Source organism: Domibacillus sp. A3M-37 (assembly GCF_024213455.1).
In the GTDB taxonomy this organism is placed as follows: Bacteria; Bacillota; Bacilli; order Bacillales; family Domibacillaceae; genus Domibacillus; species Domibacillus tundrae.
In genome coordinates this window covers 66,901-92,981 of the sequence record NZ_JANAVL010000004.1, presented here as the reverse complement: position 1 = coordinate 92,981, position 26,081 = coordinate 66,901, and the positions used below count along the sequence as shown (strand labels likewise).

The window sequence follows — 26,081 nt, the reverse complement described above, 5'->3', positions numbered from 1 at the left end:
CAATTTCGTAGTTAAATCGACAGTTCCTGTGATAGTTCATACATACGCTGATCCACTTTGTGCGGCTTCGAAAGCGCTTCGATAATGTCGTAATCAACGATTTGGTTTTGTTCGATTCCGACAGCCCGTCCGCCTTTTCCTTCAAGAAGCAATTCCACTGCATGCGCACCGAGACGGCTTGCCAACACCCTGTCTGACGCGCTTGGCGTGCCTCCGCGCTGCATATGGCCCAAAACAGAAACGCGCGTGTCGAATCCTGTCAACTCTTCAATAATAGCACCAAATTTGTTACCTGTCATGACGCCTTCTGCTACGACAATAATACTGTGTTTCTTGCCGCGCTCCTGGCTACGTTTTAGCTTTGAAGCAATTTTGTTCATGTCATACGGCGCTTCTGGAATAAGAATTGTTTCCGCTCCGCCGGCAAGGCCTGACCAAAGCGCAAGATCTCCTGCATGGCGGCCCATCACTTCGACAATAAATGTCCGTTCATGAGAGCTTGCTGTATCACGAATTTTATCGATTGCATCGATAACGGTGTTCAAAGCCGTATCAAAACCAATTGTAAATTCGGTTCCTGGAATGTCATTATCGATCGTTCCTGGTACACCAACACATGGGAAACCGTGCTCAGTCAATGCTTTTGCTCCCATGTACGATCCATCTCCGCCAATGACAACGAGTCCCTCAATGCCGAATTTCTCCATCTGCTCAATACCCTGCTTTTGCCCTTCAAGTGTCTTAAACTCCAAGCAGCGGGCAGAACGAAGAATGGTACCTCCGCGATGGATAATATCGCCAACAGAACCGCGGTCCAACTGCTTTATGTGTCCATTAATCAAGCCATGGTAGCCCTGATACACACCGAACACTTCCATGTCATGATAAATTGCCTTCCGGACAACTGCCCGTACAGCCGCGTTCATTCCCGGCGCGTCCCCACCGCTTGTTAATACACCAATTCGTTTCATCATCCTGTCACCTCTAAAAAAATTTTGTCAGTCACAACTCTCATATGCCTATCTCCTTTTAAGATAACAGAACGGTTTGCCGTTCACAATCTTTACCCACGAAGTAAGCGTTAACATCTAAAAAAATTCATGTTTGCATAAGATTACTGAAAAAACCGGCTCTGAAAGTTAATCCTTCAGGCCGGTTGTTTGTTCGGCGTAGCCGCCAATCCGTTTATATTTTTCATACCGCTGGTCAACAAGAGAAGTTTGTTCCATCGTTAGCAGCTGTTTAATCGCCGGCTTCAGGACTTCATCCATCAGCTCAGCTTGCCTTTTCGCATCACGGTGCGCACCGCCGCGCACTTCCGGAATGATTTCATCCACAATGCCAAGTGCACGTAAATCTGGAGCTGTAATTTTCATCGTTTCGGCTGCACGTTTCGCGAGGCCCGCATCTTTCCATAAAAGAGCAGCAGCCCCTTCCGGTGAAATAACAGAATATGTAGAGTTTTCAAGCATAAATAACCGATCGCCTACACCAAGTGCTAATGCTCCGCCGCTTCCCCCTTCGCCAATTACGACACAAATAACGGGGACCGTCAAGCCGGCCATTTCAAAAATATTGCGGGCAATCGCTTCGCTCTGTCCACGTTCCTCCGCTGCTTTTCCCGGGTACGCTCCTTTTGTATCAATTAAACAAATAATCGGGCGATTAAATTTCTCTGCCTGCTTCATGAGACGTAATGCTTTCCGGTATCCTTCCGGATGAGGCATACCGAATGTCCGCTGAATGTTTTCTTTCGTATCACGGCCACGCTGATGGCCGATAACAGTTACCGGCTGACCATGGTACTTCGCGATCCCCGCGACAATCGCTGCATCATCGCCGTATGTGCGGTCTCCATGCAGCTCAAAAAAGCCTTCAAACAGGTATGAAATATAATCCAGTGTCGTCGGCCGGTTCGGATGACGTGCCATTTGCACGCGATCCCAAGGCGTCATGCTGTTGTAAATATCATCTTCCAGTTTCTTTAAGCGCAGCTCCAGCTTTTCAATTTCGTCAGATAAATCCACCTCTGATGTGGAAGTGAACTTTTTCAATTCCGCAATTTTTTCTTGTAGATCACGAACCGGCTTTTCAAATTCAAGTCCTGTCATCTTTCTCCACCGCCCGTTTGATGAATATCGAGCAAAAATGAAAGCTTTTCTTTCATTTCACTTCTATGCAAAACAGCATCAAGCTGACCGCACTTAAGCAAAAATTCAGCCGTCTGAAAATCTTCTGGCAGCTTTTCACGAATCGTCTGCTCAATAATCCGCCGTCCTGCAAACCCAATCAGCGCCCCAGGCTCCGCAAAATTGAAGTCTCCTAACGACGCAAAGCTTGCCGATACGCCGCCCGTTGTCGGATGAGTCATGACCGAAACAATCAAGCCGCCGCGATCACTGAGCCGTTTAAACGCAGCACCAGTCTTTGCCATTTGCATAAGGGACAAAACCCCTTCCTGCATACGAGCACCGCCAGAAGCCGTAAAAATAATAAAGGGAATCCGCAGACGAATCGCTTCTTCAACAGCTCGCGTGATTTTTTCACCGACGACTGAACCCATGCTGCCCATCCGAAACGACGAGTCCATAAATGCAAAAGCGGACGGATAGCCATCAATCGATCCGACACCTGTCACAATCGCTTCATTTAAGCCGGTTTTCTTTCGATCAGCTGCTATTTTTTCTTCATAATCCGGAAATTGAAGCGGATTGGCTGTTGATAACCCGGCATCGAGTTCACGGAAGGAGCCTTCATCAAGAAGACTTTTAATGCGTTCATGCGCTCTCATCGGGTAATGATAGCCACACCCAAAACAAACATGGAGATTTTTTTGTAATTCTCTTGTGTACATAATTTTCTTGCATTTCGGGCATTTTTGCATAATACCTTCAGGGACATCTTGTTTTGCTGCCTCTGACGGAATCGTTGCATATTTTATTTTTTTTGGTTTTTGTTTCGTGAACATATTTTTAATCGCCACTGTTCCACCCCTTTACTGGCGCTCTGAATAATTGATTTGTTTAGCCGCAGCCAGCATTTCTTCAAGACGTTCATTGCCTGTATCGCTCCCGGCGTAATCGGAAATAATCATCCATATATTTTTGAGAAGACGGTTATCCGCTGCTTCTATTTGCTGCTGAAAAGAGTCCCCTGCTTCATTAAAATCGAAGCCGGATTTTCTAGATAAGATAGCGAGACAGCCCAATTCCAAGATCGCTTTGACATCACGTACGTCTTCTTTGTTTTGATCACCATCAAAAATAAAGGTGCCAATGAGCGGGACAAGCTGATGATCTTTAAAATCGCGGAGAAAAGTCCCCTCACCGCGCCGTGTTTCAATGAGCCCCAAAAGCTCCAAAGCCCTCAGCGCTTCTCGAACCGATGAACGCCCGATTGAAAGCCGGTCTGACAATTCGCGTTCCGAGGGAATTTTATCCCCGGATTGAAAACGGTCTGTTTTAATCATTTCTTGAATTTGCGCAATAGCTGCCAAAAATTTTGAAGGCGGACGTGCTGACTCTATCATTTATTCACCTTTTCCAATCAATGATAGCTTCATTGTTTTTTGACGCACATCTTCTGGATTTACTTTACGGCGTGCTATAACAGGCGAGTACGCAAGGCTTAAATCTTTTGTATTCTTCACAACTGTTTTAATCCCAGTTGACAATTTCCCATGGTTTTCTTTATGCATCTGGAGTGCTTCTTCCCGATTTGACATATCGACATCTCCCTTTGTTGTCACCCGAGTGGTCAGACCACACAATTCACTATAATACTTTAAACGATTCAAACGAAATTGTAAAGGTTAGACAAATGATTTAAGGACGACGTTTTGCGCTCCGCACTCTTTTTTTAATTCATCTATCAATTTATTTATTGGCGACACCCTATATTTCGGACCGAGCCTTACTGTCTCTTTCGTCCGCTCGTAATGAATGACCACAGCTGCACGGCCTGGATAGCGCTGCAATTCGTCAATTACCCATTCTGCCAGTCGGCTTTCTCCTTTTCCTTCCTGCAGTTGAATGTAAAGCGTTTGTTTTTCTTCAATGGCTTTGTTCAATCCTTCTTTAATTGGTTCTACAGTCTGAACAATAACTTGAAGCGTGCCGTTTCTTTCTTCTGTCGATCCAGCCGCCAGTAAGACTTTTCCTTTTTCGATAAATGATCCGAATTTCCGATATATGTCTGGGAACAAAACGATCTCTTTCTCACCTGTTTCATCGATAAGAGACGAAAATGCCATTTTATCCCCTTTCTTCGTCCGAATTTCACGAATGGGACCGACCATTCCAGCAATGATGATGCCCCGGCTCTTCCTAAGCTCTGCCAGCGGAATGACCCCTGCCTGGCTCAGCATCGGACGATACGTTGCTACCGGATGATCCGATATATACAGACCTAGCATTTCTTTTTCTTTTTCAAGCTTTGTATCACTTGCCAGCTCCGGTACATCTGCATATTTCGGATGAAAAGAAACGCCGAGCCCCTCAAATAAACTTCCTTCGTCGGGCTGGATGAGCGCTGCATGTTCAAAAGCGGCATCAATACTGGCCAGAAGCACTGCGCGATCTTGACCAAATTCATCCATCGCCCCGGCATAAATTAATGATTCAATCACCTTTCGATTAACGACACCGGCCGGCACACGCTGACAAAAATCAAATAAGTCATGAAAATGGCCCTTTTTCCGCTCGTCAATGATGGCCGTAGCTGCTGACTGCCCGACACCTTTTACTGGTACGAGGCCGAATCGAATACCATCAGAATCCGCTTGAAACGAAAAATTGCTAGAATTGACGGATGGGGCAAGAAAATCAAGGTTGTATTCAGCTGCTTCTATGGCGTATTGCCGCAATTTCTCTTCATTTCCAGTTTGTGATTGAAGCAGGGCGGCAAGAAAATGTGCTGGATAATGCGCCTTGAGCCAAGCCAGCCAGTACGCGATCATACTGTATGCGACCGCATGGCTCCGGTTAAATCCGTAATCGGCGAACCGGACAATTAAGTCATACACGTAAACAGCCGTTTTTTCATTAATGCCATTTTGTTTGGCGCCGTTGACAAAATGGACCCTTTCTTTTTCCAGCGTTTCTTTTTTCTTTTTGCTCACAGCACGGCGAAGCAAATCAGCCTCCCCCGGTGAAAAGCCGGCCAATTTAACAGCGATTTGAATAATTTGTTCCTGGTACACGATAATCCCATACGTTGGCTCCAAAATTTCTTTTAAAATTGGATGTGAATACCCGATCTCTTCTTGTTCATGACGACGTTTAATGTACAATGGGATTTGCTCCATTGGACCGGGACGGTACAATGCATTGACCGCAACCATATCTTCAAACCGATTTGGCTGCAGCTTCATAAGCACGTTTCTCATCCCGTCGGATTCAAACTGAAAAATACCAGCTGTTTTCCCGCGGCCAAGCAACTGAAAAACGAGTGGGTCATCAAGTTCAAGAGATAATAAATCAATTTTTTTGCCCGTTTTTCTTTTAATGGAAGATAAAATCCGCTCTATCGTCGTCAAATTACGTAAACCGAGCAGATCCATTTTTAGCAATCCGAGCATTTCAAGCGGCTCCATCGGATATTGCGTTAAATAAACGCCATCGTGCCCGTCCATAATCGGCACATGATCCGTCAGCGGTTTTTCTGAAATAATCACGCCAGCTGCATGCGTGGACGTATGGCGTGGCAGTCCCTCCAAATGAAGCGCTGCTTGATAAATCCGCTCATTTACCGCTGATTCAGCGCGCCAACTGCTTAAGTTAATTTGTGAAAGCTTTGTTCCGGGCATAGACGGAATCAGCTTGGATAACCGGGACAATTCCGCTGTGTTAAAGCCGAAGATGCGCGCCGTATCACGCATAACCGCTTTTGCTGACAGCGTGCCGAATGTTACAATTTGCGCGGCATGAACAGCTCCATATTTCTCAGCGATATAGCGAATGACTTCATCTCGGCGGTGATCAGGAAAATCAATATCAATATCCGGCATGGTGATCCGCTCCGGGTTTAAAAACCGCTCAAATAAAAGATCGTACTGAATGGGATCTACAGCCGTGATGCCTAATGCAAAAGCAACGAGTGACCCAGCAGCCGACCCCCGCCCCGGACCTGTCAGCATGCCTTGCTTTTTCGCAAACTGCATAAAATCATGAACAATTAAAAAATAGTCGCTGAAATTCATTTTGCTGATAACCGACAACTCATAGAAAAGCCGCTTTGTGTACAGGCTGTTTTGTTCCGAAAGATTCTCCATACACAACGCCTTTAGCCGGTCGTCAGCGTTTTCCCCATCGGGCAGTGGAAAAGAGGGGATGAGGCGACTGCCAAATTCAATGTTTACATGGCAAAGCCCAGCAATGACCGCTGTGTTTTCGATTGCTTCTGGCATCTCTTTGTATGTATCTTTTAATTGTGCGCTTGACGCAAACGCATATGCCGCTTCCGCTAATTCTTCTTCTGCTTTAATGAGCCGGTTGTCTCGAATCGCCTGCAAGCATTTGGACGCAAAAGCACCTTCTGCATCTGCATATTGCACGTTGCCGATCGCAACAATCGGAATGCCGGTTTCTCTCGCCTTCTCAATTAAAAATCGCTCACCGCTGTTCCCTCGAAGCCCAATATAAAAATGGCTGAACACCTTCTTAAAGTGAGCTGCCGCTTCTTCGGAAGGATCGCCATCCAGTCCGGGAAGCACCGCAATGATTCCCTCAGCATATCCATTAAGCCATCGCAGCGGGAGGCCGCTTTTCGCTTTCGTTTGCAAAGCACTTGCAATTTTGATCAAGTTGGAAAAGCCGATATTATTCTGTGCATACAAAAGAAGTGGAAAAGCTTGCCCGCTCACCTGCTGGGCTTCCACTTCTGCTTTTAATCCCATAATAGGCTTAACATTCCGCTTTTTGCAGGCAAGGTAAAAAGGAACTGCCGCATGCAGATTGTTCCAGTCCGTCAGTCCAACTGCCATGCTGCCCATTTCCTGCGCTCTTTGAGCAATCTTATCCGGTGTAAGTGTCGCCCCTCGAAAGCTGTATGCCGTTTCCGTTTCCAGATGGATAACCATTTTCTCACTCCTTCCGGTTATGTGAATGTATGTTCTTCTTTTAATATAAAAAGAAAGGAGAAAAAATTCTCCTTTTATTACTCAGCAACAAGTGTTTTTAAATCGGCCAGCACTTGATCTGCCTCTTCCCAGGAATAAACGCTTGCACCTGCAGCAAGCGGATGGCCGCCGCCGCCATATTTCATGGCCAGCCCATTAATAACGGGCCCTTTTGAACGGAACCGTACGCGAATCTGGTCCTCTTCTTCTATGAAAAACACCCAGGACCGAATGCCTTTGACACTGCCTAAAATGCTGACGAGAAGCGATGTTTCCGCTTGTGTCGCTTGAAATTTTTCAAGCAGCTCTTTTGTCAAACGGACTTCAGCAACACCGGAATCGTCTATGTCAAAATGCTGCAAAATGTAGCCTTCTAATTTCAACACATGCGCATCTTTCTCATACATATTGTTAAACAGTTCCTGACGGTCAAATGCATATTGCATGAGTTCGCCAGCATACTGCATCGTATCAATCGTTGTCGATGAATATAAAAACCGTCCTGTATCGCTGACAATGCCTGCATATAGGAGGCGCGCCGCGGCGTCACTCATTTTCAGCTGACCTTCAGACGTTTTATACAGCTCATAAATCATTTGGCTGCACGCTGCAGCGTCCACGTCGACCCAAAGCAAATCACCGTATGGATCTTCATTTGGATGATGGTCGATTTTAATGATCTCTTTTCCGAGCTTGAAGCGCTGATCACAAATCCGTGCCTGGTTTGCTGTGTCACATACGATCACAAGCGCATTTTCATACACACTGTCTTCAATTTGGTCAAGACGGCGCATAAAATAAAGGGTTGGTTCTTCTTCGCCAACAGTATAAACTGTTTTTTCAGGAAATGTTGCTTTAATGATTTCCGCAAGGCCTCCCTGCGATCCGTATGCATCTGGATCGGGACGCACATGGCGATGAAGAATGATTGTGTCATATTCCTTAATTTTGTCGATAATGTGTTGTTTCAAATCTTTTCCCCTTCTCTATAGGCCCGTTTCCAGTGGAAATCCGCCGCTATTCCCGTTACAATAAAACGAGAGTGAAAAAACGGAGGAATATGTTGGATGCCTAATTTCTTTTTAGTCGTGATTATTGTTTTATCGTTTATTTTTTATTTGTTTTATAAAGTCCAGTATGTCCGCAGCAGTCGGCCAATGGAACGAAAATGGCTGTCTGCCAAGTCCAGCATGGTGCTTGGACTGTTTGTCGGTATGTTTGGCGTCAATACGCTGCTCATTCAGCAAACAACAACCGCTTATATTGTCGCGGCTGTTTTTATATTATATGGATTCGCCAGTATGATTGCAGGCTTCAAAATGTATAAGCACTATTTGCCGTTTGCTCGACAGGAAGCGGAAGAACTGGATCGATAACGGACGGAAAAGCAGGCATATCAGCCTGTTTTTTTTATGTCCAGCTTCAGGCGGCCAGACCCTCGGTCATAAGCCGTCACAGCTGTGTGGCAAAGAGCGCCCCTTCGCTGGTCCGTCTTATGCCTGCCGAGCCTGAACGGCCGCCTTTGCGCTTGGACGTCATAAAGGTGTTGCGGCATGATGCCGCGCTTCTTAGCCTTTGATCCTATCGTTGTTAACGGTCAATTAATTGGCACATCATCATTACTTTGCCTGCCAGCACACCCGCGTTGTACACTTCCACATCTACTTTCCCAAATTTACGGCCGATCTCCAGTACTTTTGGAAAAATAGTAAGTGTTGATTCCATTTGAACCGGCTTTAAAAAATAGATTGTAATATTTTCAACGACGAGATCGCCGCGTTTATGGGCGCGCAATGCCCGATTTGCCGCTTCCGTGACAATCGTTGTAAAAACACCGTATGAAATGGTGCCGAGCTGATTGGTCATTTGCGGGGTTACGTCAAATTGATAGCCGCTGCCCGCTTCCTGGTCTTCCGGCAAAATAAGCTGTTTGGCGATCGTATCATCGAGCGTTTCGGCCGCTTGAGGCTGACGCTGCGCCATCTGCATCGCTTTCATGACGTCCTGTCGGCTGACGATCCCTTGCAAGCGGTTTTGCTCATCAATGACTGGCAGCAATTCAATTCCTTCCCAAATCATCATATGCGCAGCCGAAGCAACACTCGTTTTAAGCGTAACCGTAATCGGATGCTTCGTCATCACTTTATCAACGAGCATTTCCCGCCCGCTTCCCATTATATCTTTCGCTGTCACCATGCCAAATACCTTTAAATGTTCATCAACGACTGGAAATCGGCTATGCGATGTTTCTCTGTTTTTATCAAGCCAGTCCCCGACCGTATCACCTAGCTCCAAAAAAACACTGCTTTCAACCGGCGTTAAAATATCACCAACGAGCACGATTTCTTTTTTGATAAGCTGATCGTAAATAGCCCTGTTAATCATGGCCGCAACGGTGAACGTGTCGTAGCTTGTCGAGATAACTGGAATCTCTAAGTCATCCGCCAGTTTTTTCAGGTCATCGCCCGCTTCAAATCCACCGGTAATCAAAACAGCTGCACCAGCCTGCAGAGCAAGTTCATGGGCTTTTACCCGGTTTCCGACAATTAATAAGTTACCGGGTCCTGTATAGCGCATCATCGCTTCAAGCTGCATCGCGCCGATGACAAATTTATTTAATGTTTTATGTAATCCGTTTCGTCCGCCAAGCACTTGTCCATCGACAATATTGACGACTTCCGCAAACGTCAGCTTTTCAATGTTTTCTTTTTTCTTTTGCTCAATCCGGATTGTCCCGACCCGCTCAATCGAGCTGACCATTCCTTTTGTCTCGGCATCTTTAATCGCCCGGTAGGCCGTTCCTTCACTGAGCGAAAGTGCCTTGGCAATTTGGCGGACGGAAATCTTTTCGCCGATCGGCAATTCCTCAATGTATTGAAGAATTTGTTCGTGTTTCGTTATCAATGGCTCCACCCGTCCCTTTCGGCTCTCATTCCTTTCTTAATTATAGACCAAAACAAGGCGAAAAAAAAGAAGCCGCCTCAATTGAGACAGCTCCGCTTTTATAATTCAATCACATCTCCGGGATTCATCACTTTGCCGCTGCCGTTTTTCACTTTCGACGTGAAGTCTTCCGGATTTTGCTTAATTGGCGGGAACGTATCGTAATGAATCGGCACAACTGTTTTCGCCTGCAAAAATTCCGCCGCTATCGCCGCGTCGTCCGGTCCCATTGTAAAGTTATCGCCGATTGGCAAAAAAGCCAAATCGATTGGATGACGTGCAGCAATTAATTTCATGTCGGAAAATAATCCGGTATCACCTGCATGATAGACGGTTTTCCCTTCATTCATGATGAGAACCCCAGCCGGCATACCCATGTATAAAAACGTTCCGTCTTCCTGCTGAAGACCAGAGCCGTGAAACGCCTGTGTAAATTTAATTTTCCCAAATTCAAACTCACGGCTGCCGCCTATGTGCATAGGATGCGCATTAACACCTTGGTGCTGTAAATAAAGCGCTAGCTCATTCACCGCAATGACAAGGGCACCGCTTCGCTTGGCAATCTCGAGCGTATCGCCTACGTGGTCGCCATGTCCATGCGTCAGCACGATAAAGTCAGGATTTTGTTCGTCTGCTTTTAAATCCGTCAATTCGTTTCCGTTAATAAATGGATCGACCAAAACCGTTTTTCCATTTGATTCAATTTTAACAATTGAATGTCCGTGATAAGATACTTTCATATTTCGACCCCTTCCTTTTGCATTGCGTCACATAACTTTCCCCTCCTTACAAACCATTTAAACCTTTCTGGTAAAACTTTCAGAAATGTTAGACTTATCACTTTTTATTTGATGCTTTTGCTGTAAAATGAAGGTATAAGGGGGGAATGACTTATGTTAAAGTATAAGCACGTATTAGTAGCCGTTGACGGATCAAAAGAAGCGGAATGGGCCTTTAAAAAATCTGTCCAAATTGCAAAACGAAATGGTGCTTCGTTAAATCTTGTTCATGTCATTGACACCCGTTCGTTTGCCGCAATCGAGGCATATGACCGCTCTATTGCTGAACGCGCAACAAAGTACGGAAACGAGCTTCTTGATGATTACAAAAAAGAAGCGGAAACAGCTGGTGTGACACATGTAAATACGTTTGTCGAATATGGCTCTCCTAAATCAATTATCCCCAAGGATGTAGCGAAACAAGTAGAAGCGGATTTGATCATCTGTGGTGCCACGGGATTAAACGCAATGGAACGTTTTTTGATTGGAAGCGTTTCCGAGCATATTACACGTGCAGCCAACTGTGACGTATTAATTGTCCGTACTGATGATATCGATGAATAACCGCATGCATAAAAAAACCGCCACTTCTTTGGCGGTTTTTTTGTTAATCCAGCTCCAGGCTCCATCGGCTCGCGGTCATAAGCCAAGCCCTTCTGGAGACAAAAAGCACCTCCGGCAGTCCTAGTCTTATGCTTATCGCCGATAAGCAGGCGCCTTACGCTTTTTTATTTTAGCAGTTCTCTTGCCGCTTGAATTTGGTTTTCGACTTGGTCAAACCCAGTGCCGCCGAGAGACTTCCTTCTCTTGACTGCTTCATACGGTGATAGAACGCCGTAAATATCTTCTTCGATTACGTTCGATGCTTCTTTCAACTCTTCGATCGACAAATCAAGCAGGAAGCATCCTTTTTGAATGCACGTAAATACAAGCTTGCCGGTGATTTCATGCGCTTCACGGAACGGAATGCCTTTTGCTGCCAGGTAATCCGCAAGCTCTGTCGCATTGGAGAAATCATTTTGCACAGCGTCTTTCATGCGGTCTTCGTTCACCGCCATTGTATCGACCATGCCGGCGAAAATTTTCAGAGAACCGAGAACCGTATGGACGGTATCAAACATGCCCTCTTTATCTTCTTGCATATCTTTGTTATAGGCAAGCGGCAGTCCTTTTAAAATCGTCAGCAGGCTGAACAAGTTGCCGTATACACGGCCTGTTTTGCCGCGTATCAGCTCCGCCATGTCTGGATTTTTCTTTTGCGGCATAATACTTGAGCCGGTTGAAAACGTATCATCCATCTCGATGAAGCGAAACTCCTGGCTGGACCAAAGAATGATCTCTTCCGCAAAACGGGACATATGCATCATTAAAATCGACGATGCACTTAAAAATTCGAGAATGAAATCGCGGTCACTTACTGCATCCATACTGTTCTGATATACGCCTGCAAAGCCAAGCAGCTCTGCTGAACGCTGACGGTCAATCGGAAACGTTGTGCCGGCAAGCGCCCCCGCCCCGAGCGGAGACATATCAATTCGTTTCAACGCTTCCGTATACCGTTCTTTATCGCGCTGCAGCATCCAGAAATACGTCATTAAATGATGACCAAATGAAATTGGCTGCGCCCGCTGCAAATGCGTGTAGCCTGGCGCGATCGTTTCTTTATGTTTGTCGGCTTTCTCCACTAAAACCGACTGGAACTGGCTGATTAACCCGATAATGTCTTTCACTTGCTTCTTCAAGTACAAATGCATATCCGTTGCGACTTGATCATTCCGGCTTCTTCCGGTATGAAGCTTTCCGCCAACTGGACCGATTGAATCAATCAATGCTTTTTCTAAATTTAAATGAATGTCTTCAAGCGAAACCGAAAATTCGATTTCACCGGCTTCGGCTTTCTTCTTTAAAGCCTCAAGTCCTGACTTGATCTGATCCATTTCTTCTGTTGTTAAAATGCCTGTTTCACCAAGCATTGTCACGTGGGCGATGCTGCCTTCGATATCTTCGAAAACGAGCTCCTGGTCAAATGAGATGGACGCTCCGAATTCGTCTACCCACTCTTCTGCTGATTTTTGGAACCGACCGCCCCATAACTTTTTCGTCATGATTACTTAAGCCCCTTCGCTTTATGAACACGCGAGCTGACAACTGTTGGCAGACCATATAAGTTGATAAAGCCAACCGCTGAAGCATGGTCAAACGCATCGTCTTTAGAATAAGTTGCCAAGCTTTCATCATACAATGAATACGGCGATTTTCTTCCTTCAACAATTGCGTGTCCTTTAAAGAGTTTCACACGCACTGTACCTGTTACATATTTCTGCGTGTCTTTTAAGAAAGCCACAAGTGATTCACGAATCGGGTTGAACCAAAGACCATCATAAATGATTTCAGTTAAACGCTTTTCGATAACCGGCTTAAAGTGAGCAAGTTCTTTTACAAGTGTAATGTCTTCAAGCTCTTTGTGTGCAGTAATAAGCGTTGTTGCGCCCGGTGTTTCATACACTTCGCGTGATTTGATGCCGATAAGACGGTTTTCAATGTGGTCAATACGGCCAATCCCGTGCTTGCCTGCCACTTCATTTAAATGAAGTATCAACTCAGCAAGCTCCATTTTTTCGCCGTTTACAGCTGTTGGAACACCTTCTTCAAAATCGATTTCGATAATATCTGGTGTATCCGGTGTATCTTCTAAATGCGCTGTTAAGTCATACGCATCCAGCGGGGGTGCTGCCCAAGGATCTTCTAAAGCACCACACTCGTTGGCACGACCCCATAGGTTTTGGTCAATCGAAAACGGACTTTCTTTTCCGATTGGAACCGGCACATTGTTCTGCTTTGCATATTCGATTTCTTCTTCACGCGACCAAGCCCAGTCACGGACTGGTGCAAGAACTTCCAAGTCTGGGTTTAACGCACGGATTGCTACTTCAAAACGAACCTGGTCATTCCCTTTCCCTGTGCAGCCATGCGCCACAGCTGTTGCATTTTCCTGCTCCGCGATTTCAACTAATTTCTTTGAAATAAGCGGACGTGATAACGCGGATACAACCGGATACTTATTTTCGTACCATGTGTGTCCCTGCAAGGCAATCAGTGCAAAATCTTCCGCAAATTCTTTTTTCGCGTCGATCATGTAACTCTCAACTGCACCTACTTGAAGTGCTTTGTTTTTAATAAATTCAAGGTCTTTTCCTTCGCCGACATCGAGGCATACTGCGACAACATCGTATCCTTTTCCTTTAAGCCACGGAATCGCGACGGATGTATCAAGACCACCTGAATATGCGAGAACAACTTTCTTACCCATCTATTATTTCCTCCTCATAATTGCAAATACCAGTATAATTATTCATGCGAATTAATTTTTATTCTGTTAATATGTATAAAGAATATCATTTTCCAAAGGCCCTTTCAAGTGGTTTCCTGAAAAAAATACAGTTTTTTGTGTATTTATGTAGAAATCTTGTATATTCGACCGTTTTGCTATTTTATATTTGTTTCACTATTATAGAAGAAACGAGAATAAAGCAGGTGAATTTATGTTCCAGTACGATAAACGCCTCGGCATTTCTATTCCTGCTCTCAATCGGGAATGGCTTGAGTATACCGCAGATGAACGGCAAGTGATCATGCATAAATGGGAAATGATCCGGGGGAAGATTCCGGATCGCATTCAAGAACTAGAAACACATATTAATGAGAAACAGGCCGCTTTGAATAATGAAGAAGATTTTGACCGATCATGCCGGCTCAATACAGGCATTAGCGAGCTCGCCTCGGTTATTAATGATTTGTGGCTTTGGTTCAGAACCGTACCGGATGTATATACTAATGAAAAAATACACCAATAAAAAAGAACCGGCTGGTGGTCAGCTCCGGTTCTTTTTTTCATGCAAATAACGATATTGATAGTATCGTTCAGCAAAAGCAGTCAGTTGTTTAACCGCCCGATAATTGGCACCGGCTCCAATCGCCATTGAGATAAGCGGAACGCCCGATAAGGTTTGATGACGCAATGTTCGAACAGCTGCCAGCTTCAATACGTGACGCAATGGTTCCTGAAGCATCGTTTCATCCATCGCCCAGCTGTCATCAGAACTATAAGCAATTCCTTCTTCTACTTCTGTGATAAGCTGTGCCCATCCATCTGCTTTCAGGTGATCCGGAAGCAAAGAGGCATGAAAGAGATGAAGGATGTTCTCTTTTTCAACCGGATGACTTGGATCAAAACCATAGGAAAGGGCGTTTGTTTGAATCGCATGCAGCCCAATAGCCGTCATAGAAAGAAGATCTGCGGCTATCGGCACCAAATTGCCTGTTCCTGTGATAGCTCCCTGGACTGCGGCGGCTGCATGATTTCTTGAAGCTTGTTGACGGCTTATGTAATGAAGCTGGTCGATTGTAAGACTGCGCATCTGCTCTACCGTTTCAATATCTTCGCGAAAGATCCGGGCTGTCGCGAATATTCGATTTCTCATTTCTGTTTGCAGCCTCTCTTTTTGCAAAAACGAATGAATCCATTCTATTGATTGATCCACCTGCATAAAAAATCGATCCTGCATATCATCCGGCATTGAGGCTGTGATCCGGTTGAGGGCATCATTCTCCTCCGTTTCATTGTCCCGATTTGAAACCAGCTGCTGCTCCCAATCCATCAGCTGATTCCAATATGAGTGGTCTCGTTTTGTCCACATCGCTGTCATCCTTTCTGATGTTCGCTGAACCAGTGATCAATTTTTCGGACGATCGCTGCTGTTGCTTTTTTATCCGTTAATGATGGCATGGATGCTAACAGCACTTCTTTCGGCTTTTTTACACCTGGCGCTTTTTTGCGGATCATTAAGATGCTTTTCTCCGCCTGCTTGTTTTTAAAAAGCGTTGCCGGCAGCTGAATCACACCTTCAATATACGCTTCTTCTATTAAAAAGGACTGCAGCTTTTTCGCTTCCGGTGATTCAAAAAGACCGTTTGGAATGATGAAAAACAGCTGGCCGCCCGGTTTAGTGTGCTGCAGGCTTTGCTCAATAAACAAGTGATGGGCATACGAATGACCAGTGTCTGCTTTTAGCTTATATGAAGACGCCCGATCATCATTCGGGTAATACCCAACAGGCAAATCGCAAACAACCACATCTACCGGATCGATTAACAGCGGCTCCAATGCATCTTGGGTGTATAACGAAATTGGGTGGTGGAGCAGGTTTGCTCCCGCATAGGCAAGCTTCAACAACACATCGTCAAGGTCGACACCGTGCGCTTCTACTTTTCCGTCAAATTCATTTAATACCGTTGTGACAAGATTTCCTGTTCCGATCGCCGGATCAAGCAGTGTAAACGTCGCCGTTTTCCCAAAGCTTTTTCTTAATAGATAGGCAATAAACAAGCCGATCGAATCTGGCGTCATTTGATGATTCTGCTGAACATGCTCTTTCATGCCTTTTAAAATGGCAAGCTGAAACGACTTGCGGATCGCTTCTTTTGAATAGTGCTCCAGCTGAACCTCACTGTATAACTTTTGCAGCCGTTTTTCATCCATTTCATTTAATTCTTCCTGCACGACGTAACCGTGAAAGAGATTTTCTGCTGTTTCACCGAGTGCTTCTAAATACGGAATGGATAAAAGCCTGCTCATAAGTGCGGCAGATTGGTCTAACACGGTAAACAATTTTTCTACTGTCAATTCCTTTGTCATAAAAAGAATCCTCACTTTCATTTCGCAAAAAACAGCCGGCTCCGACAAAATGTCAAAGCCGGCTGAAACGAGCCTGTACTGAATTATTTTGCTGCTTTTGCTGCTTCAATCGCCGCGTTGTAGTCTGGATGATCTGTTCCTTCACCGACATACTCCACATATGTAACTGTATCGCTTGAGTCGATCACAAAAACAGAACGTGCCAGAAGGCGGAGTTCTTTCATGCCAACACCATAGCTTTCAGCAAAAGAAAAGTCACGGTGATCTGATAATGTTTTCACATTTTCAAGACCGGCCGCCGCGCACCAGCGCTTTTGAGCAAATGGAAGGTCAGCTGAAACGGTTAACACTTCAACGTTGTCCACTTTTGCCGCTTCTTCATTGAAACGGCGAGTCTGCGCATCGCATACACCTGTATCAATCGAAGGCACAACACTGATTAAGCGAACTTTTCCCGCTGTATCCGCAAGCGTGACAGGAGATAAGTCATTAGCCAGAACTGTAAAATCCGGTGCTTTGTCTCCCACTTTTACTTCGCTGCCAATCAATGTGATTGGATTTCCTTTAAATGTTACGTTTGCCATTGTTTATTCCCTCCAAATTCAGCAGTATACATACATCATACTGAATCACATGCTGTGATTGCAATGAAAAAGGGCTAAACGACAGCTTTTTTCTTTTGAACGCTTTTGAGCTGGGCAAATGTAAAGACAGCGAGCGCACTCCAAATAAAAACAAAAGATAGCAATTGCGATGGCGTAAATGGTTCATTGTATATAAAAACGCCGAGCAAAAGTGTCATTGTTGGCGCAATGTATTGCAGGAAGCCGATCAAATAAAGCGGAATTTTTTGTGCGCCATGCCCGAATAAAAGAAGAGGGATCGCCGTGAGCACACCACCACCAATTAAGAGAAGATCTGTCTGAACATTGCCTGAAAATAATTGAATACTTCCGTTTCTTGATAAAAATAATAGATATAAAACGGCAAACGGTGTGACGGCGGCTGTTTCAATTGTCAAGCCAACCGCCGCATCCATCCGGATCATCTTTTTGGCTAAGCCATAAAGAGCGAATGAAATCGCCAGTGATAATGACACCCACGGAAAAGAATCATACGAAAATGTCATAATTAAAACACCGCATGCGGCCAGCAAAAAAGAAATGATTTGTGCTTTAGAAAGTGATTCTTTCAACACGACAACCCCAAGCAGTACACTCATAAGCGGGTTAATATAATAGCCCATGCTCGTTTCAATAATATGGTTATTGTTAACTGCCCAAATAAAAACAAACCAGTTAATGCTGATTAAAAATGAAGCCACCCCGAGCGCCAGTGCTTTTTTTGGATGAATTGTTATGTCTTTTAGTACACGTTTAAGCGGTGCAAGCTTTCTCATCAGCACGAGCAGTATGATCATAAAAACAAATGACCAAATTACACGGTTGGCCAATATTTCATAGGCAGACACATCACCGATCAGCTTCCAATAAATTGGGATCAATCCCCAAATCACATATGATCCGGCTGTGTACAACATGCCGGATTTTCGTTCGTTTTGCATGTATTCACCTCATTTATTTCTATACACGAAATATCTATCTGGAAAAATCCGCGCCGGAAACTGGCGCGGGTATCTTATAATAAGTCATCCATTTCCGATTCATTGTTTGGAAGCAGAATCGTTTCCGTTGACCGAACGGCTTCATCGATCAGCGGATCAAAGTCTAAGAAGCTTTCGAAAAACTGGACTTTTTCCGTTTTCGGCTTTGTTTTTGGTGCGGCCGGTGTAAAAATCGTACAACAGTCTTCAAATGGTAAAATCGAAATGTCATGCGTGCCGATTTTGCGTGCGATATTCATGATGTCGAGCTTGTCCGTTGCAATCAGCGGCCGAAGAACCGGCGTGTTTGTCACATCATTAATGGCCGCCATACTCTCCATCGTTTGGCTGGCTACTTGCCCGAGGCTTTCTCCCGTAACAATGGCCAAGGCACCCGTCTGCTCACGAATGCGATCCGCAATCCGCATCATGATCCGCCGCGTAGATGTCATCGTGTAATTTTCCGGCACTTGCTTATGAATCGTTTCCTGAATATGTGTAAATGGCACGATATGCAGCCGGACATTGCCGCCGTATGTTGTCAGCACATTGGCCAAATCAATGACTTTTTGTTTTGCCCGGTCACTCGTGTATGGCGGACTAAAAAAATGGACCGCCTCTATTTCGACACCGCGCTTCATCATCATGTACCCCGCTACAGGACTGTCGAGACCACCCGATAAAAGCAAGATGGCTTTCCCCGCTGCACCGGCTGGCATACCACCGGCACCCGGAATTGTTTGGGATGATAAATATACAGCTTCTGTCCTTACTTCAATTGTTAGTGTAAAGTCCGGGTTTCGAACATCCACCGTCAATTCCTCTGTTTCACGCAGCACATGCCCTCCGATTTCATGGTTTAATCCATGCGTATCAAGCGGAAATTGCTTATCGGCGCGGCGGGTGTTGACTTTGAAAGAGGCAGGGCTCCCATTCATCGCTTTTTTTACAAGAGAGAGTGCTGCTTCTTTCATTTCATCTAATTCCTGTGTTGTTTTCACAACTGGACTGAATGACTGAATGCCTGACACGTGAACAAGCTTTTCTTTCACATCGTCAAACGATGCCGCGTTTAGATAAAGAAACATGCGGTCACGCTGTGCTTCCACTCCAATACGGTCATCTTGCAAAAGACGCTTAATATTTGTTTTCATTTTATTTATAAATTTACTTCGGTTCCGTCCTTTTGTCGACATTTCGCCGTAACGGATCAATACGTGGTCATAGTTCATGTTCGCTCATTCCTTTTTTTTGCGAGCGCTGGAATAATTCGATCCAGCGCTTCGATAAATTGTTCAGCTTCCTGCATAGTATTATGGGATGACAAGCTGATGCGAATTGCGGAAGCAGCCAGGTCACTATTTACATTCATTGATTGCAGTGTACGGCTTGGCTTTGTCTGCTTTGAGGAGCAGGCACTTGTCGTTGAAACAATAATCCCTTCTTTTTCCAGGGCATGCACGAGCACTTCTCCTTTTGCACCTGGCAAAGATACGTTTAAAATATGTGGTGCGGCTTGGTTAATCGGTGTATGAACAACAAAGTTTAAGCGAGAAGTGAGTCCATTGTAGATCCGGCGGGTGATGTGCTGGATAGAGTCTATATCCGTTTCCAGTATAAGACGTGCCGCTTTTGCTAATGCCGCTGCACCAGCTGTTTGTTCTGTTCCACTGCGAAAACCACTTTCCTGTCCCCCGCCTGACAGCAGCGGGGCAAGTTGAACACCGCTCTGCTTATATAAAAAGCCCGTTCCTTTTAATCCGTGCAGCTTATGTCCAGATACCGACATAAGATGTATGCCGGATTTGTTTAAGTCGAGCGGCACTTTTCCAAATCCTTGCACCGCATCCACATGAAAAAGCGTCTGCGGATAAGTTTTGAGCATTCGCCCAATCTCTTCTATAGGCTGGACTGTGCCGATTTCATTGTTCACATGCATGACCGATACAAGAATTGTTTCATTCGTTATAGCTTGTTGAATATCTGCCGTTTCGATTACACCATTTGCTCTTGGCTTTACATATGTGACATCAAATCCTTCTTTTTCAAGATCCCGGCACGCTTCAAATACAGATGGATGTTCCATTGCGGTCGTAACGATATGCCGCCCTCTGCTTTTATAAAAATGCGCTGTTCCTTTGATCGCAAGGTTATTCGATTCAGTTCCGCCAGATGTAAAAATAATCTCTCGAGCAGGAACACGGCACAACGCGGCAATTTGACCGCGCGCTTTTTCAAGAAACCGTTCAGCTTCCATTCCGGGATAATGAAGCGATGATGGATTCGCAAAAAAGCGTGTGCTTGCTTTTATAAATGTTTCAAGTACTGATTGATCTGGCATCGTTGTCGCACTATTGTCGAAATAAATCATACGCATTGCTCCTTACTTTTTTCACCTATCCATGTTAGCATATTGACATAAAAAAAGCCGCCTCTTTTTCTCGAGACGGCCCGCTTTATTGCTGTTCTTCTTTGTACTGGGCATCGAATTTTTTCAACCCTTTTGAATCGACTTTATCAATCGCTGTCGCGCACAGTTCCAATGCTTTGCTATAGTCCGCCTGGCGAAAAGCGATTTCTGCTTCATTTAGTTTCGGTTCAATATTCGGATGCGTCCGGCGATACCGGTTGCCAAATTGAATCATTCGTTCAGCCAGCGCGACTTGATCAATCAGCTCATCTGTTTTATTCGCAAGGTGCCCAATCGATCCGTTAGCTGCATCGAGCTTTTCCTGCACCGCTTTCATGTTCAATGGCTTTTCATTTAAATATGCGTTCGTTTCTTGAATACGCACCCGGGCATCTTCACTCATCTCCCGGTAGTAGTCCGGAACACCCGGTAAGTTGCTCTGTTTTACTTTTCGTGTAATTTGCTGCAATCGGTTTCGAAGCGTGTGCAGCTCTTCGGTCGCTTCCACTTCATCTTTTCGAAGCGTTTGAAGAAAAGCCGCAAATCCTTTTTGCTCTTTTGTCAGCTCTGCGATACGGGCTTGAATTTCTTTTAATTCATCGTGAAGGAATGAATAAGCCGTTTTTTCATCTTGAATGCGGCCGTGCAAAATTTCATACTGCTTTTCAAGATGATAAATTTCTTCCTTTAACCTTTTTGGCACATCTGATTCTTCACCGTCGAGCTGATAGCTTTGTTTAACGAGATCGGTTTCTTCCATTAGTTCATCGTTATGGCCACTGATTCCTTCAATGACTGTACCTGTTTCTCCTTCATCTTTTAACACGTGATGCTTTGCCATTACTTCTTTTTCAAGCAGATCATAGAAAAAGTCAATGCTGTCTTTTGCATCAGATACAATCAATTCTGTTTCCGCCACTTCCGTTTTCACAAGAAAATCACGGCATCGGTCCAAATCTTCTTTCAAGTCAGTCACTTCTTTTTCAATTTGCAAATGATCCAATAAATAGCCGTCCTGCTTCATTTCTTTGTAGCCATTTTCAATTTCAGATAACTGCGCCGGGAGTGTATGATTTACTTCTGTCATTAACGCCGGAATGCGAGCCATTTTATGCTCCATAACATCCATTTCCTTCTGAATTTCCATCAAGAGCTCACGTGCTTCAAGGTAGTTTCCGTCTTCCGTTAAATCCGCAAATTTTTCAAAGCGGCCGGTGATGACATCCAGCTGCACTTCAAGAACGGGCGCTGCTTTACCAAACGTATGACGGTGAGCAAGAAGACGCTTTTTCGCTTCACGCTGGCGTGCATGCATATCTTCGCCTTCTGCGCGATTTTTTTCTTCACTGCCAACGAGCTGTTGAAGCTCAGATAAAATGTCGTTTACTTTTTTTTCGATTTGGCTGAGGCGGCTTTCGATCTCCTTATTTGTTTTTTTTGCAGCACCAAATCGAAATTTGTCGACCTGGTCTTCCGAAGCGAACAATTTTTCGTCCACGGCCGGGATATCAACCGTTACGACTTCATCCCATTCGGCCCGCCACCTGTCAAACAAAGCCTCTGTCTGGCCTGTCATGTTAAGGCGTTTTACTTTAGCCAGTTCTTCATGGACTGGGCGATGAAGCAGTTCTGTTTTTTTCATGTCAAGCTGATCGATTTCAGTTGCATTTCTTTTTCTGCTCACCATTGTGTAAATAGAAAAAATAAGTACGACAATGATCGCTCCAATGACGAATTCCACCATCATAAGCCCCCTCGTAACAATGAATAAATAGTATGTATAGAAAGAAAACGCCTCATTGCGCCCTCTCGTTCAATTGCGTATAATTTCACTAATATTAATAATAGCATGATTGTTCATATTTTTGATGGGAACTTACGTTTTTTCAAGCAGTTTTCGCAAAAAAATGTCAAATTCATTGCTTTTTTCAAAGAAAAAGGAGTTTTTTCGTATGCTGAGAGACGGACATATTCATACATTGTACTGCCCGCACGGCTCAAATGATTTATTAGAACAGTATATTGAACGTGCGATCACGCTTGGGTTTTCTGAAATTACGTTCACAGAACATGCGCCGCTTCCAGACCACTTCATCGACCCTGCGCCTGCCCGAGACAGCTCAATGCGAAAAGCAGATCTTGAAAAGTATATAAAAGAGGTGGAAACTGCTAAAAAACAGTATGCTTCTTCTTTAAAAATCAATACAGGTCTGGAGGTTGATTTTATTTCCGGATTTGAAGAAGAAACAACTCAGTTTTTAACAGAATACGGTTCTTCTTTAGATGATGCTATTTTATCCGTTCACTTTCTTCCGATAAATGGCCAATTTGTTTGTATTGATTTCAGCGAAGAAGAATTTGGACGAATCATAAATGAAGCCGGATCAATTGAATTTGTTTACAAGTTATACTATGATACCGTTTTACAGTCGATTCAAACAGATCTCGGCGCATTTAAGCCGTCCCGGATCGGACATATGACACTCGTTCATAAATTTCAGCACATGTTTCCATGCACGGAGCCGTTCGATCTGCACATAGAACGCATTCTGCAGGCAGTAAAACACGCGGGCTATTCACTGGATTATAATGGAGCCGGTTTTGTCAAGCCGCTGTGCCGGGAAACGTACCCGCCTGCTCACATTGCCCGTACTGCTCATTCACTCGGTATCCCGCTCGTTTACGGATCCGATGCACACGCGGCCGCCGGTATCGGGCAAGGATTAGAACAAATTGATCGTACTCTAATAGAAGGAAGTGTATAAGCATGTTTCAAACTGCCGCTTATTCTGGCACAAAAACAGAACAATATTCCCTTGTAAACAAGCAATTAGAGGCGCTGCTTGCTGGTGAAACAAATCAAATCACTAATTTAAGCAACGCGTCTGCTCTGCTCGGCCAATTTCTCCCCCGTATTAATTGGGCAGGCTTTTATCTAAATGATGGCAAAGAACTTGTTCTTGGTCCCTTTCAAGGATTACCAGCCTGTGTGCGCATTCCGTTTGGAAAAGGCGTATGCGGCACGGCTGCTGCCGAGCGCAAAACGATGCGTATTGAAGATGTCCACGCTTTTCCTGGCCATATCGCCTGCGATGCCGCCTCCCGCTCCGAACTTGTTGTCCCGTTAATGAAAAATGGGGAATTACTTGGCGTTCTGGATATTGACAGCCCCGAAACAAACCGTTTTGATGAAGAAGATGAAAAAGGGCTTGTCCACTTTGCTGAAACACTGGTCCGCTTTTTATAATAAAAGGTTGACAGCAATTTTCACGCGTTATATACTATTCTTTGTGTAAAATAAATGCAGCCTATGTGTACGCTGTTTAGATGTCATTTTGTTTCTTTATCCGGCATGATCCGGAAAAGGGGCATCGTGTAACCCGTTGCTGCAGGGCGATGGTGCATGAAAACAAAATGTGCTGATAGTTTGTCACACCGGTTTTTATTTTACAACAAAATAAAAACACAGAGGAGGAGTCATTCAATGGCTCGTTACACAGGTCCAAGCTGGAAATTATCCCGCCGTCTCGGCATTTCACTTAGCGGTACAGGTAAAGAAATCGAAAAACGCCCTTACGCTCCAGGTCCACACGGTCCGAATCAGCGTAAAAAAATGTCTGAATATGGACAACAACTTCAAGAAAAACAAAAACTTCGTCACATGTACGGCGTGACTGAACGTCAATTCCGTAACTTGTTTGACCGCGCTGGTAAACTAAAAGGCGTATACGGTGAAAACTTCATGGTTCTTCTTGAATCACGTCTTGATAACCTTGTATACCGTTTAGGTCTTGCCCGCACTCGCCGTCAGGCTCGTCAGCTTGTTAACCATGGTCACATCACTGTTAATGGAAAACGTCTTGACATTCCATCATACCAAGTGAAAATTGGTCAAACAATTGGCGTTCGCGAAAAATCAAACAACTTTGCTATCATCAAAGAAGCAGTTGAAGTAAACAACTTCGTACCTGACTACTTGACTTTTGATGCTGACAAACTTGAAGGCTCGTTCACTCGTCTTCCTGAGCGTTCTGAATTGCCAGCAGAAATTAACGAAGCGCTTATCGTTGAGTTCTACTCACGTTAATTCAATCGCTTTGTAGATTCATTTTTAAAAACCCACAAAACATTGTTATATCAATGTTTTGTGGGTTTTTTTATTTCTTTTCTGCTTTGTAGAATTTGAATGAATGATCGGGCGCCCTTAATCGTTAAAAAGAGATTACAATGGACTATTGCATTCTAAACTAAAAAAGGCTGTTGAAAAAGCCTTGTGATAGCGGCGTCTTTCAGTATTCCGGAAACTGGATTGTAACCGTTGTCCCTTCGCCTTCTAAACTTTGAAACGTGATTTTTCCATTGTATTTACTCACGATATTATAACAAATCATTAATCCAAGCCCCGTTCCTTTACTTTTCAGCGAGTAAAACGGTGTACCCAACGACTGCATTTCTATTTCCGACATGCCATTCCCGCGATCGATGATTTGAATCTCCACTTTATCTTTTTCCCGCTTTGCATTTACAATAACTGAACATCCTTCTGTAGAAGCTTCTATCGCATTTTTAATAATATTGATACATAGCTGCTTAAACTCCATGCTATTGGCTGCAATTCGACAGCCCTCTTCCACATATAATTCAATTTTGTTATCATTCATCAATCCGTAAGAAGCAAGCAGACTCGCGACACTTTGGAGGTTTTCTTTTAGATGCACTTCTTCGACTACTGCTTCTTTATTCGGTTTTGAGACGGCTAAAAATTGAGAAATTACTTCCTCTGCCATGTCGAGTTCATTGATCATTAAAGAAAAATGCTTTTTTGCATGGTGATCATAAGCAGAATCTTGCTCATATAACTGCAAAAATCCTTTGACAACTGTTAATGGATTTCTGATTTCATGCGCGAAAGCCGCTGCCAGCTGTCCTGCTGTTTTAATGCGTTCAGACTCCTGCACTTCTTTATAATACGCCTGCTGTTTCTGCATTCGGACATAGGTTAAATAGTACAAAATACACAAAAGGATCTGAACGCCTAAAAAGTTAATGAAATGTCCGATCCAATCCTCGTAAAAAAAGGGATACAGCTTTTCCTGCTTTGTTAGACTAATATATACGAACGCGGAGCTGACAGCTGTACTGTTCAGAAAAATAGCATAATAAAAAAGTTTTGAATCAAAAAATAAAATGGCAATAACCGGAATAAGGCAGATATAAATAAAGGTAGACCATGTTTCCGGATATAAATAGAACAGTGTATAAAAGTAGGCTGCCGCTCCAGTGATCATGACAATGCGCGTTGCCCGATTATCGAACATTGGATAAAGCACTAAACTTAAAGACAAAATGAAAATCAATCCTGCGTGCAAAAGAAACCCTGTATTCATGTTCCCCAAATAAGAGTCATCCCATAATAAACCCATTAGCATCGCTAATATGACAATGCTAATGGCGAAATAATAAATTTTATCATTGATCTTCGTTAATTCTTTTTTCATTATGACTTCTTACCCTACTGCGCACTCATCTCAATA

Annotated in this window: 25 protein-coding genes; 6 read left to right on the top strand and 19 right to left on the bottom strand. The window is 44.2% G+C overall.

What is annotated here, in order from left to right; translation table 11 throughout:
* Positions 1 to 11 precede the first annotated feature (11 nt).
* The 7 genes from pfkA to NLX67_RS08780 form a co-directional block, all read right to left on the bottom strand.
* Positions 12 to 971 (bottom strand): 6-phosphofructokinase, encoded by a 960-nt coding sequence (gene pfkA, locus NLX67_RS08810; protein WP_046178932.1) that lies wholly within the window; start codon positions 969 to 971, stop codon positions 12 to 14.
* Positions 972 to 1,139: 168 nt separating this feature from the next.
* Positions 1,140 to 2,111, bottom strand: coding sequence for an acetyl-CoA carboxylase carboxyl transferase subunit alpha (accA, locus tag NLX67_RS08805; protein WP_046178577.1), 972 nt, complete (start codon positions 2,109 to 2,111; stop codon positions 1,140 to 1,142).
* Complete coding sequence (accD, locus tag NLX67_RS08800; protein ID WP_046178931.1) at positions 2,108 to 2,968, bottom strand: acetyl-CoA carboxylase, carboxyltransferase subunit beta; 861 nt, start codon at positions 2,966 to 2,968, stop codon at positions 2,108 to 2,110. Before accD ends, accA begins: the two co-directional genes overlap by 4 nt.
* Positions 2,969 to 2,995: 27 nt before the next feature.
* Positions 2,996 to 3,529: a FadR/GntR family transcriptional regulator gene (locus tag NLX67_RS08795; protein ID WP_254311441.1), complete on the bottom strand. Its 534-nt coding sequence runs from the start codon at positions 3,527 to 3,529 to the stop codon at positions 2,996 to 2,998.
* Positions 3,530 to 3,724, bottom strand: a complete 195-nt coding sequence (locus NLX67_RS22945; RefSeq protein ID WP_046178576.1) for a hypothetical protein — start codon at positions 3,722 to 3,724, stop codon at positions 3,530 to 3,532.
* An 87-nt stretch (positions 3,725 to 3,811) separates the two neighbouring features.
* A complete protein-coding gene (dnaE, locus tag NLX67_RS08785; protein ID WP_254311439.1) occupies positions 3,812 to 7,078 on the bottom strand; it encodes a DNA polymerase III subunit alpha in 3,267 nt (1,088 codons plus the stop codon).
* A gap of 77 nt (positions 7,079 to 7,155) precedes the next feature.
* Positions 7,156 to 8,088 (bottom strand): DHH family phosphoesterase, encoded by a 933-nt coding sequence (locus NLX67_RS08780; protein WP_046178574.1) that lies wholly within the window; start codon positions 8,086 to 8,088, stop codon positions 7,156 to 7,158.
* 96 nt (positions 8,089 to 8,184) lie between these two features.
* Between NLX67_RS08780 and NLX67_RS08775 the strand changes: the two genes are divergently transcribed.
* Complete coding sequence (locus NLX67_RS08775) at positions 8,185 to 8,493, top strand: YtpI family protein (RefSeq protein ID WP_046178573.1); 309 nt, start codon at positions 8,185 to 8,187, stop codon at positions 8,491 to 8,493.
* 214 nt (positions 8,494 to 8,707) lie between these two features.
* On the opposite strand, the gene NLX67_RS08770 is transcribed toward NLX67_RS08775, so the two are convergent.
* On the bottom strand, positions 8,708 to 10,021 hold the full coding sequence (locus NLX67_RS08770; RefSeq protein WP_046178572.1) for a CBS domain-containing protein: 1,314 nt from the start codon (positions 10,019 to 10,021) through the stop codon (positions 8,708 to 8,710).
* Positions 10,022 to 10,119: 98 nt separating this feature from the next.
* Entirely contained in the window at positions 10,120 to 10,800 is a 681-nt protein-coding gene (locus NLX67_RS08765) for a metal-dependent hydrolase (RefSeq protein ID WP_046178571.1), read from the bottom strand.
* Between the two features lie 153 nt (positions 10,801 to 10,953).
* Between NLX67_RS08765 and NLX67_RS08760 the strand changes: the two genes are divergently transcribed.
* A complete protein-coding gene (locus NLX67_RS08760) occupies positions 10,954 to 11,403 on the top strand; it encodes a universal stress protein (RefSeq protein ID WP_254311437.1) in 450 nt (149 codons plus the stop codon).
* A gap of 164 nt (positions 11,404 to 11,567) precedes the next feature.
* Here NLX67_RS08760 and argH read toward each other — a convergent pair whose 3' ends face one another.
* Complete coding sequence (gene argH / locus NLX67_RS08755) at positions 11,568 to 12,944, bottom strand: argininosuccinate lyase (protein ID WP_254311436.1); 1,377 nt, start codon at positions 12,942 to 12,944, stop codon at positions 11,568 to 11,570.
* 2 nt (positions 12,945 to 12,946) lie between these two features.
* Positions 12,947 to 14,149, bottom strand: coding sequence for an argininosuccinate synthase (locus NLX67_RS08750; protein WP_046178568.1), 1,203 nt, complete (start codon positions 14,147 to 14,149; stop codon positions 12,947 to 12,949).
* 232 nt (positions 14,150 to 14,381) lie between these two features.
* Between NLX67_RS08750 and NLX67_RS08745 the strand changes: the two genes are divergently transcribed.
* Complete coding sequence (locus NLX67_RS08745) at positions 14,382 to 14,693, top strand: hypothetical protein (protein WP_046178567.1); 312 nt, start codon at positions 14,382 to 14,384, stop codon at positions 14,691 to 14,693.
* A gap of 18 nt (positions 14,694 to 14,711) precedes the next feature.
* On the opposite strand, the gene NLX67_RS08740 is transcribed toward NLX67_RS08745, so the two are convergent.
* From NLX67_RS08740 to ezrA, 7 genes are all read right to left on the bottom strand, one after another.
* Positions 14,712 to 15,536, bottom strand: coding sequence for an EcsC family protein (locus NLX67_RS08740; RefSeq protein ID WP_254311434.1), 825 nt, complete (start codon positions 15,534 to 15,536; stop codon positions 14,712 to 14,714).
* 5 nt (positions 15,537 to 15,541) lie between these two features.
* Complete coding sequence (locus NLX67_RS08735; RefSeq protein ID WP_046178930.1) at positions 15,542 to 16,534, bottom strand: class I SAM-dependent methyltransferase; 993 nt, start codon at positions 16,532 to 16,534, stop codon at positions 15,542 to 15,544.
* 83 nt (positions 16,535 to 16,617) lie between these two features.
* Positions 16,618 to 17,118, bottom strand: coding sequence for a thiol peroxidase (gene tpx / locus NLX67_RS08730; protein ID WP_254311432.1), 501 nt, complete (start codon positions 17,116 to 17,118; stop codon positions 16,618 to 16,620).
* A 74-nt stretch (positions 17,119 to 17,192) separates the two neighbouring features.
* Positions 17,193 to 18,098: an EamA family transporter RarD gene (rarD, locus tag NLX67_RS08725; protein WP_046178564.1), complete on the bottom strand. Its 906-nt coding sequence runs from the start codon at positions 18,096 to 18,098 to the stop codon at positions 17,193 to 17,195.
* Between the two features lie 74 nt (positions 18,099 to 18,172).
* Entirely contained in the window at positions 18,173 to 19,369 is a 1,197-nt protein-coding gene (gene thiI / locus NLX67_RS08720) for a tRNA uracil 4-sulfurtransferase ThiI (RefSeq protein ID WP_046178563.1), read from the bottom strand.
* On the bottom strand, positions 19,366 to 20,508 hold the full coding sequence (locus NLX67_RS08715) for a cysteine desulfurase family protein (RefSeq protein WP_046178562.1): 1,143 nt from the start codon (positions 20,506 to 20,508) through the stop codon (positions 19,366 to 19,368). Before NLX67_RS08715 ends, thiI begins: the two co-directional genes overlap by 4 nt.
* An 85-nt stretch (positions 20,509 to 20,593) precedes the next feature.
* Entirely contained in the window at positions 20,594 to 22,294 is a 1,701-nt protein-coding gene (ezrA, locus tag NLX67_RS08710) for a septation ring formation regulator EzrA (protein WP_254311430.1), read from the bottom strand.
* 208 nt (positions 22,295 to 22,502) lie between these two features.
* On the opposite strand from ezrA, the gene hisJ reads away from it, so the two are divergent.
* The 3 genes from hisJ (at position 22,503) to rpsD (ending at position 24,634) form a co-directional block, all read left to right on the top strand.
* Positions 22,503 to 23,312, top strand: coding sequence for a histidinol-phosphatase HisJ (gene hisJ / locus NLX67_RS08705; protein WP_254311575.1), 810 nt, complete (start codon positions 22,503 to 22,505; stop codon positions 23,310 to 23,312).
* 2 nt (positions 23,313 to 23,314) lie between these two features.
* The gene (locus tag NLX67_RS08700; RefSeq protein ID WP_254311428.1) at positions 23,315 to 23,794 is read left to right on the top strand and encodes a GAF domain-containing protein; all 480 of its coding nucleotides are present in this window, start codon (positions 23,315 to 23,317) and stop codon (positions 23,792 to 23,794) included.
* A 237-nt stretch (positions 23,795 to 24,031) separates the two neighbouring features.
* Positions 24,032 to 24,634 carry a 30S ribosomal protein S4 gene (gene rpsD / locus NLX67_RS08695; protein WP_046178560.1) on the top strand — a complete coding sequence of 201 codons (603 nt, stop codon included), beginning with the start codon at positions 24,032 to 24,034 and terminating at the stop codon, positions 24,632 to 24,634.
* A gap of 202 nt (positions 24,635 to 24,836) precedes the next feature.
* On the opposite strand, the gene NLX67_RS08690 is transcribed toward rpsD, so the two are convergent.
* Positions 24,837 to 26,045 carry a sensor histidine kinase gene (locus NLX67_RS08690; protein WP_254311426.1) on the bottom strand — a complete coding sequence of 403 codons (1,209 nt, stop codon included), beginning with the start codon at positions 26,043 to 26,045 and terminating at the stop codon, positions 24,837 to 24,839.
* Between the last annotated feature and the right edge of the window lie 36 nt (positions 26,046 to 26,081).

Coding starts and splice junctions, on each gene's coding strand:
- dnaE (WP_254311439.1), bottom strand. CDS start 7,078: ATGGTTATCCATCTGGAAACGGAAACGGCATACAGCTTTCGAGGGGCG.
- NLX67_RS08715 (WP_046178562.1), bottom strand. CDS start 20,508: ATGATTTATTTCGACAATAGTGCGACAACGATGCCAGATCAATCAGTA.
- rarD (WP_046178564.1), bottom strand. CDS start 18,098: ATGCAAAACGAACGAAAATCCGGCATGTTGTACACAGCCGGATCATAT.
- NLX67_RS08690 (WP_254311426.1), bottom strand. CDS start 26,045: ATGAAAAAAGAATTAACGAAGATCAATGATAAAATTTATTATTTCGCC.
- accD (WP_046178931.1), bottom strand. CDS start 2,968: ATGTTCACGAAACAAAAACCAAAAAAAATAAAATATGCAACGATTCCG.
- NLX67_RS08700 (WP_254311428.1), top strand. CDS start 23,315: ATGTTTCAAACTGCCGCTTATTCTGGCACAAAAACAGAACAATATTCC.
- NLX67_RS08745 (WP_046178567.1), top strand. CDS start 14,382: ATGTTCCAGTACGATAAACGCCTCGGCATTTCTATTCCTGCTCTCAAT.
- accA (WP_046178577.1), bottom strand. CDS start 2,111: ATGACAGGACTTGAATTTGAAAAGCCGGTTCGTGATCTACAAGAAAAA.
- NLX67_RS08760 (WP_254311437.1), top strand. CDS start 10,954: ATGTTAAAGTATAAGCACGTATTAGTAGCCGTTGACGGATCAAAAGAA.
- ezrA (WP_254311430.1), bottom strand. CDS start 22,294: ATGATGGTGGAATTCGTCATTGGAGCGATCATTGTCGTACTTATTTTT.
- NLX67_RS08750 (WP_046178568.1), bottom strand. CDS start 14,149: ATGGGTAAGAAAGTTGTTCTCGCATATTCAGGTGGTCTTGATACATCC.
- tpx (WP_254311432.1), bottom strand. CDS start 17,118: ATGGCAAACGTAACATTTAAAGGAAATCCAATCACATTGATTGGCAGC.
- rpsD (WP_046178560.1), top strand. CDS start 24,032: ATGGCTCGTTACACAGGTCCAAGCTGGAAATTATCCCGCCGTCTCGGC.
- NLX67_RS08775 (WP_046178573.1), top strand. CDS start 8,185: ATGCCTAATTTCTTTTTAGTCGTGATTATTGTTTTATCGTTTATTTTT.
- thiI (WP_046178563.1), bottom strand. CDS start 19,369: ATGAACTATGACCACGTATTGATCCGTTACGGCGAAATGTCGACAAAA.
- NLX67_RS08765 (WP_046178571.1), bottom strand. CDS start 10,800: ATGAAAGTATCTTATCACGGACATTCAATTGTTAAAATTGAATCAAAT.
- pfkA (WP_046178932.1), bottom strand. CDS start 971: ATGAAACGAATTGGTGTATTAACAAGCGGTGGGGACGCGCCGGGAATG.
- NLX67_RS08740 (WP_254311434.1), bottom strand. CDS start 15,536: ATGTGGACAAAACGAGACCACTCATATTGGAATCAGCTGATGGATTGG.
- NLX67_RS08735 (WP_046178930.1), bottom strand. CDS start 16,534: ATGACAAAGGAATTGACAGTAGAAAAATTGTTTACCGTGTTAGACCAA.
- NLX67_RS08795 (WP_254311441.1), bottom strand. CDS start 3,529: ATGATAGAGTCAGCACGTCCGCCTTCAAAATTTTTGGCAGCTATTGCG.
- argH (WP_254311436.1), bottom strand. CDS start 12,944: ATGACGAAAAAGTTATGGGGCGGTCGGTTCCAAAAATCAGCAGAAGAG.
- NLX67_RS22945 (WP_046178576.1), bottom strand. CDS start 3,724: ATGTCAAATCGGGAAGAAGCACTCCAGATGCATAAAGAAAACCATGGG.